This is a genomic window from Streptomyces sp. NH27 (genome assembly GCF_056859195.1).
Genome location: NZ_JACEGK010000563.1, coordinates 1 through 4967, shown reverse-complemented (window position 1 = coordinate 4967; position 4967 = coordinate 1). Strand labels below are relative to the sequence as shown.

Annotated in this window: 7 protein-coding genes and 1 tRNA gene; 4 read left to right on the top strand and 4 right to left on the bottom strand. The window is 71.1% G+C overall.

Features of this window, described 5'->3' with window-relative positions; genetic code table 11:
• Positions 1 to 194: 194 nt before the first annotated feature.
• Positions 195 to 335: a hypothetical protein gene (locus AC13HU_RS31975; protein ID WP_483045474.1), complete on the top strand. Its 141-nt coding sequence runs from the start codon at positions 195 to 197 to the stop codon at positions 333 to 335.
• Positions 336 to 341: 6 nt separating this feature from the next.
• Positions 342 to 677, top strand: a complete 336-nt coding sequence (locus AC13HU_RS31970; protein ID WP_483045473.1) for a helix-turn-helix domain-containing protein — start codon at positions 342 to 344, stop codon at positions 675 to 677.
• A gap of 166 nt (positions 678 to 843) precedes the next feature.
• Here AC13HU_RS31970 and AC13HU_RS31965 read toward each other — a convergent pair whose 3' ends face one another.
• The gene (locus AC13HU_RS31965; protein WP_483045472.1) at positions 844 to 1659 is read right to left on the bottom strand and encodes a shikimate dehydrogenase; all 816 of its coding nucleotides are present in this window, start codon (positions 1657 to 1659) and stop codon (positions 844 to 846) included.
• Positions 1656 to 2069, bottom strand: a complete 414-nt coding sequence (locus AC13HU_RS31960; RefSeq protein ID WP_483045471.1) for a coenzyme F420-0:L-glutamate ligase — start codon at positions 2067 to 2069, stop codon at positions 1656 to 1658. Before AC13HU_RS31960 ends, AC13HU_RS31965 begins: the two co-directional genes overlap by 4 nt.
• Positions 2070 to 2169: 100 nt before the next feature.
• Between AC13HU_RS31960 and AC13HU_RS31955 the strand changes: the two genes are divergently transcribed.
• Positions 2170 to 2817 carry a hypothetical protein gene (locus AC13HU_RS31955; RefSeq protein ID WP_483045470.1) on the top strand — a complete coding sequence of 216 codons (648 nt, stop codon included), beginning with the start codon at positions 2170 to 2172 and terminating at the stop codon, positions 2815 to 2817.
• On the opposite strand, the gene AC13HU_RS31950 is transcribed toward AC13HU_RS31955, so the two are convergent.
• Positions 2814 to 3302 (bottom strand): hypothetical protein, encoded by a 489-nt coding sequence (locus AC13HU_RS31950; protein WP_483045469.1) that lies wholly within the window; start codon positions 3300 to 3302, stop codon positions 2814 to 2816. The genes AC13HU_RS31955 and AC13HU_RS31950 overlap by 4 nt on opposite strands.
• Positions 3303 to 3344: 42 nt before the next feature.
• On the opposite strand from AC13HU_RS31950, the gene AC13HU_RS31945 reads away from it, so the two are divergent.
• Positions 3345 to 4397 carry a transcriptional regulator gene (locus AC13HU_RS31945; protein ID WP_483045468.1) on the top strand — a complete coding sequence of 351 codons (1053 nt, stop codon included), beginning with the start codon at positions 3345 to 3347 and terminating at the stop codon, positions 4395 to 4397.
• 463 nt (positions 4398 to 4860) lie between these two features.
• Here the strand turns inward: AC13HU_RS31945 and AC13HU_RS31940 are convergent.
• Positions 4861 to 4933 (bottom strand) — tRNA-Lys (locus AC13HU_RS31940).
• Positions 4934 to 4967: the final 34 nt, after the last annotated feature.

Sequence of the window (4967 nt, the reverse complement as noted above, 5' to 3'; positions counted from 1 at the left end):
GAGTCCGCTACGTCCCCACCCGCACTGGCCCCAAGATCGCGGACTCCGGCCCCATCGCCTTCAGCGACGCACGCCTGCCCTGGGTCCGCGCCCACCAACTCATCATGCACCTGGCCGACTTCACCCCGATCGACCTCAACGACCCGCACGCCTGAAACCCGCCCGATCGGCCCGAAACCTGCCGAGCAGCCCCCGTGTCCGCAACCACCTTCACCCCGAACACCGTCCCGCCACCCGCCACCGGTAAGCCGCGCACCTGGACCATCACCACGGACACCGGCTTCAGCATCAGCGGCACGCCCGCTCCCGCTGGACCCCGCACCTCGGAAAGTTGACGTGCAGTGCCCAGGCAACGCGCCCGACCCCGCAGGCTCCACCACGAACCCGAGGCCGTCACCTGGGCACGCGAGAAGGCCGGCCTGACCAAACGCGCCCTGGCCGCACACGTCGGCATCTCCGAGCAACTCATCGGCGAGATCGAATCCGGCCGGCGCAACGCCACACCCGCGAACCTCGCCAAGATCGCCGAAGCCCTCAACTGCCCCCTCGTCGCCTTGGAACGCAAACGCCCCAGCGGACCAGGCAGCAGCCCTCCGGCGAAGAAGCCGGTATGGGCCGGTATAGGCCGAGATGCGCTCCCGCCCGACCTGGTCAACGCGATCGGGGGGTACCAGTGATGTGGCTGGGCCCGGTGCAGACCGCGGCCGGGCACGCGCCGCTCTACGCCTGCCAGCGATGCATCGAGCGTCTGGAGCAGCTCGTTGCCGAGTACGCAGCCCGGCCCCGCCACCCCGTCGAGCCCCCGTGTCCGGGCGGCTGACCCGTCAGCGTGCCGGCCCTGTCTCATGCCAACGCAGCCGTAGCAGCGTGCAGCATCTTCCGGATTGGGGGTGTGGGGTGGCCGGTCTGGAGTGTGACTTGCCGGGCGGCCTGGTGCACGAGCATGGGCAGTCCGCCCACGACACACCGTCCCGCAACGTCGGCAGCGCGACCGAGCGCGGTGGGCCAGGGGCGGTAGACGACATCCAGGAGGGTGCCCGCGCCGTGTGTCTGCGCCAAGAGCGAGGCGAGAGCGTCGGCGACGCCGGGCGGCAACGCGGAGACGACAAGTTCGGCGGACAGGTGATCGACCGCGGTTGCCCAGGGCTCGATCCGGACTCTGATGCCGATCCGCTCGCCCGGGAGCTCAAGGGTCGAACGGGCCCGTCTGACGTCGCAGGCGATCACAGTCGCTTGGTCGCAACCCAGCTCACGGGCAGCTGCCAGTGCTGTGCAGGCTGTCGCCCCGGCGCCGAGCACCGTGACGTCGGCTGCCGCGGTCACGTCCGCTTCGTGCAGCGCCTGCACCATGCCGTACAGGTCGGTGTTCTCCCCGATGAGCTGGCCGTCCTTCACGACGATGGTGTTCGCCGCTCCGATCTTCACGACCGTGTCCGACGCCCGGTCGAGGAGCGGGACGACGGTGCGCTTGAGCGGCATGGTCAGTGACAGGCCGGCCCATGTGCTGTCGAGGGATGCGAGGAAGGCGGGCAGCCGATCGGGGGTGCAGTCGATGGCTTGATAGGTCCAGTCCAGGCCGAGGGCCTTGTACGCGGCGCGGTGGAGAACCGGGGACAGGGCCTGGTCGATGGGTGACCCGAGGACGCCGAGTTGCGTCATCGAGAGGTTCGCCCGTGGGCGGGGGCGTGGTGAAGGATCGTGGTCACGCCGTCGTCGGAGACCGGGCCGTGGTTGATGCCGCGCAGGACGGCGACGGGGACGCCGCGGCCCCGTTGGCCCAGGATGATCCCGGCGGCTGCGGCGATCATGTCGGTGAGGGTTTCCTCCTGCCGCTTGCCGTCGTGCTCGGTGATCCGCAGCGGCGCCACCCCGGCGGCGCCGATGGAGATGCAGGTCGCCCCGCGCCGGTCGGCGCGGCCGTCGGAGTCGGCGACAACGACCGCCGCGTCCGTGCCGGTGGAGGTGACCAGGGCGTCGCGCAGGGCGCGGGCGGAGGAGTCGGGGTCCGCCGGTAGCAGCCAGGCCCCTTCGGTTCCGGCGGTCGGCGGCCCGGTAGTCGACCGGGGCACCGCTGCGGGGTAGGGGTGGCCGGCTCCACGCGGCGGTCAGGTGCAGTAGGACGGGGACGGCCTGGTGGAAGATGGCCGGAAGGTGGTCGAAGGACCCGGCGTGCTGTTTGGGCTCGTCGAGCTGTACGGAGGCGACCGGGCCGGTCGCGGCGGCGGTCAGCAGCAGGAAGGCGTCGATGCCGTACCCGGCCGTGCACGCCGCGAGTTCGGCGGGCAGCCCGGCGGCGGCCTGTACGGCGGCGGCCAGGGCCTCGCGGGAGACGGCGAGGTCTCCGGCCAGCGGTTGGGGCACATCGCGTCCGGTGGACGCGGCGATCAGCGGCCGGGCGAGATGGTTGGTCAGGTTGGCCTCGTCCCAGTGGCGCGGGTAGTCGGCGATGGCGAGCGCGGCCCCGTCGCGCACCCGGTCCAGCAGGGCACGGTAGACGGCCGGTTCCGGGTTGCGGGTGTCGGTGTCGGCGATCAGCACCACCTCGGCGCCGGCGATCTCCGCGCGTCCGGCCGCGGCCAGGATCTGGGCGCCCTTGCCCCGTACCAGCGCGGTCAGCCCGACCTTCCCGGCCCGCGTGGAGGCGGCGGCGAAGGCGCGGGCCGTGTCGGGGGTGTCGGAGGAGTCGGCGTGCACGATGACCGCCCGCACGTCGTCCAGCGCGGTGTCCACCGCGGCAGTGACGGCGGCGATGGTGGCGGCTTCGTTCCGGCTGGGCAGGATCGCGGCGGCAGGCTTGGGCGTCACACGTACTCCTAGGTGATGAGGTCGGCGGCGATCTGCGGGTCGGGCGCGTGAAGGTAGCTGTACGGGTGCTGTTCGAGTCGTGCGATCAGGTGGCTCCGCCAGCGGGCGAGCGGGACGTCGTCCAGCGGCCAGACCGGTCCGTACGGCGCGCCGGTGGGGCCGGTCAGCGGGGTGGGGAGTCCGCTGATGTACCGGCCGAGGGCTTCGTGGAGGCGGAGCTGTTCGTTCACGGAGAACGGCGCGGCCGGCACCAGCAGAGGGCGGGGTATGGCGGGATGGACGGTGAGGCGGATGGCCCCTGCCAGGGGGACGGGGACGCGGAGGAAGGGGGCGAGGTCGACTATGGGCTTCGGGTCCTGCCACAACTCCGGGTCCTGGGGGCGGACGGCGGCCGTCGCCTTGCCCGGCAGGATCAGCAGTTCCGCGTCCTCTTCGGCCAGGACGGTCAGGTCGTCGCCGGCGTGGGTCCAGCCACGTGTGCCGAGAGCCAGCGTCACGCTGGTCTTGCCCGCGCCCTTGTTGCCCAGCAGCAGGACGATGTGCGACGTCGGGAACTGATGGCCGGAGCGCTGGGGCTCGGCGCCAGTCTGATCGCCGGGGCCGGCTCCGATGCTGCTGCGGCAGGACCGGTAGCCCAGAACCCGGCCGCCGCTATGGAGCAGGCGCTGTTCGAGCCGGTCGCCGGAAGGCCGACGAGCCTGAGCGATCTCGCCGGCGGACTCACGAAAGCCCGCGAGATGTTCTCGGGCGCCCGCTATGCCGCCCTCGGCGGCGCCCTGCCTTCGCTGATCGCCACGGCGGAGGCGACCCGGGACGCCTCTACCGGCCGCACGCGGGAGCGCGCCCAGGCAGCCGTCGCCCGCGCCTACGTCCTGGCCACCGAACTGGCCGTCAAGCAGCATTCCGAGGCCGCGTGGGCCACCGCAGACCGTGCGCTCATCGCCGCGCGGGCCAGCGGCGACCCGCGGCCCCTCAGCGACGCCGCGCGGGTCTTGGCCATCACCATGCGCCGTGCCGGCCGCAGCTCGGCCGCCGTCGACTTCCTGTTCCGTACCGCGACCTCGTTGGTCGTGGAGAAGGGCGGCCCGCAGGCTGACACCTTGGCTGCCCGCGCCTGTCTGCTCATGACCGCCGCTTACACGGCTGCGTCCGGGGGGCGCCGCAGCACTGCGCTCGATCTGCTCCAGGAGGCGGAGGAGACTTCCAGCCGTCTTCCCGTGGATCGAAGCGGCAAGCCCGTCGGTCTCTTCACGATCTCGGCGAGTCCTGCCGAGGTCTCGTTGTACCGGATCAGCAGCCTCACCGTCCTCGGCACCCCCGACGACGCCGTTCCGTACGTCCGCCGCGTCGAACCCTCGCAGCTGGCGAACACGGAAAGGGTCGCACGCTACCTCACCGACACGGCCCGCATGTGGCACCAACTCGGCGACGAGCGCCGCACCTTCAGCGCACTGCGAGCCATCGAGCACGCCGCGCCCGAAGAAGTCCGACGGCCCGCGGTCCGCACGCTCACCGCCGATCTCCTCTACAGGCCGGGCAGCCTGGCCGGCCTGCGCGAGTTCGCGGTACGCACGGGTGCCGTGGCAGCCTGACGTGTTCCTCGTGTTGAGCCAGCGGGGTTGTGCCGGATGGCCGCTGACCTACGGGTACTTCTCGGGTACTTCTGCCGATCCGGGTGCGAACCGGGCATGATCTGGCATGGCGTGGGGGTGCAGCGGCATGACGGTATGGGCCCCGCCAAGTCCAGGGTGAGTTACGTCACCAGATGGCCAACCGCGCCTCGCTCATGCCCGATCCTCCGCATATGCCACACCCAGACTCATGTCGGGGTGAGAGCCACGATTTCATACTGAGTCGTAATGAGTTGTCCATGAACCCCCCATGGGTCGAGAGCCAGCGAGAGCGCACGCGAGGGGACGAGAGCGGCCGAGAGCACCTGAGAGTTCGCAGCCGGATCAGCGCGGCTCCTGAATTTCGGGCGAGCGCCAGCCGCGTACATGCCAGAAAACGACGAGAAGCCCCAGCCGGAACCTATCCGACCGGGGCTTCTTCCAGTAGGCCGCGTGGGACTCGAACCCACAACCAATGGATTAAAAGTCCACTGCTCTGCCAATTGAGCTAGCGGCCCGCACCGACAGCATAACGGGGTGGGGGGTGGGAGG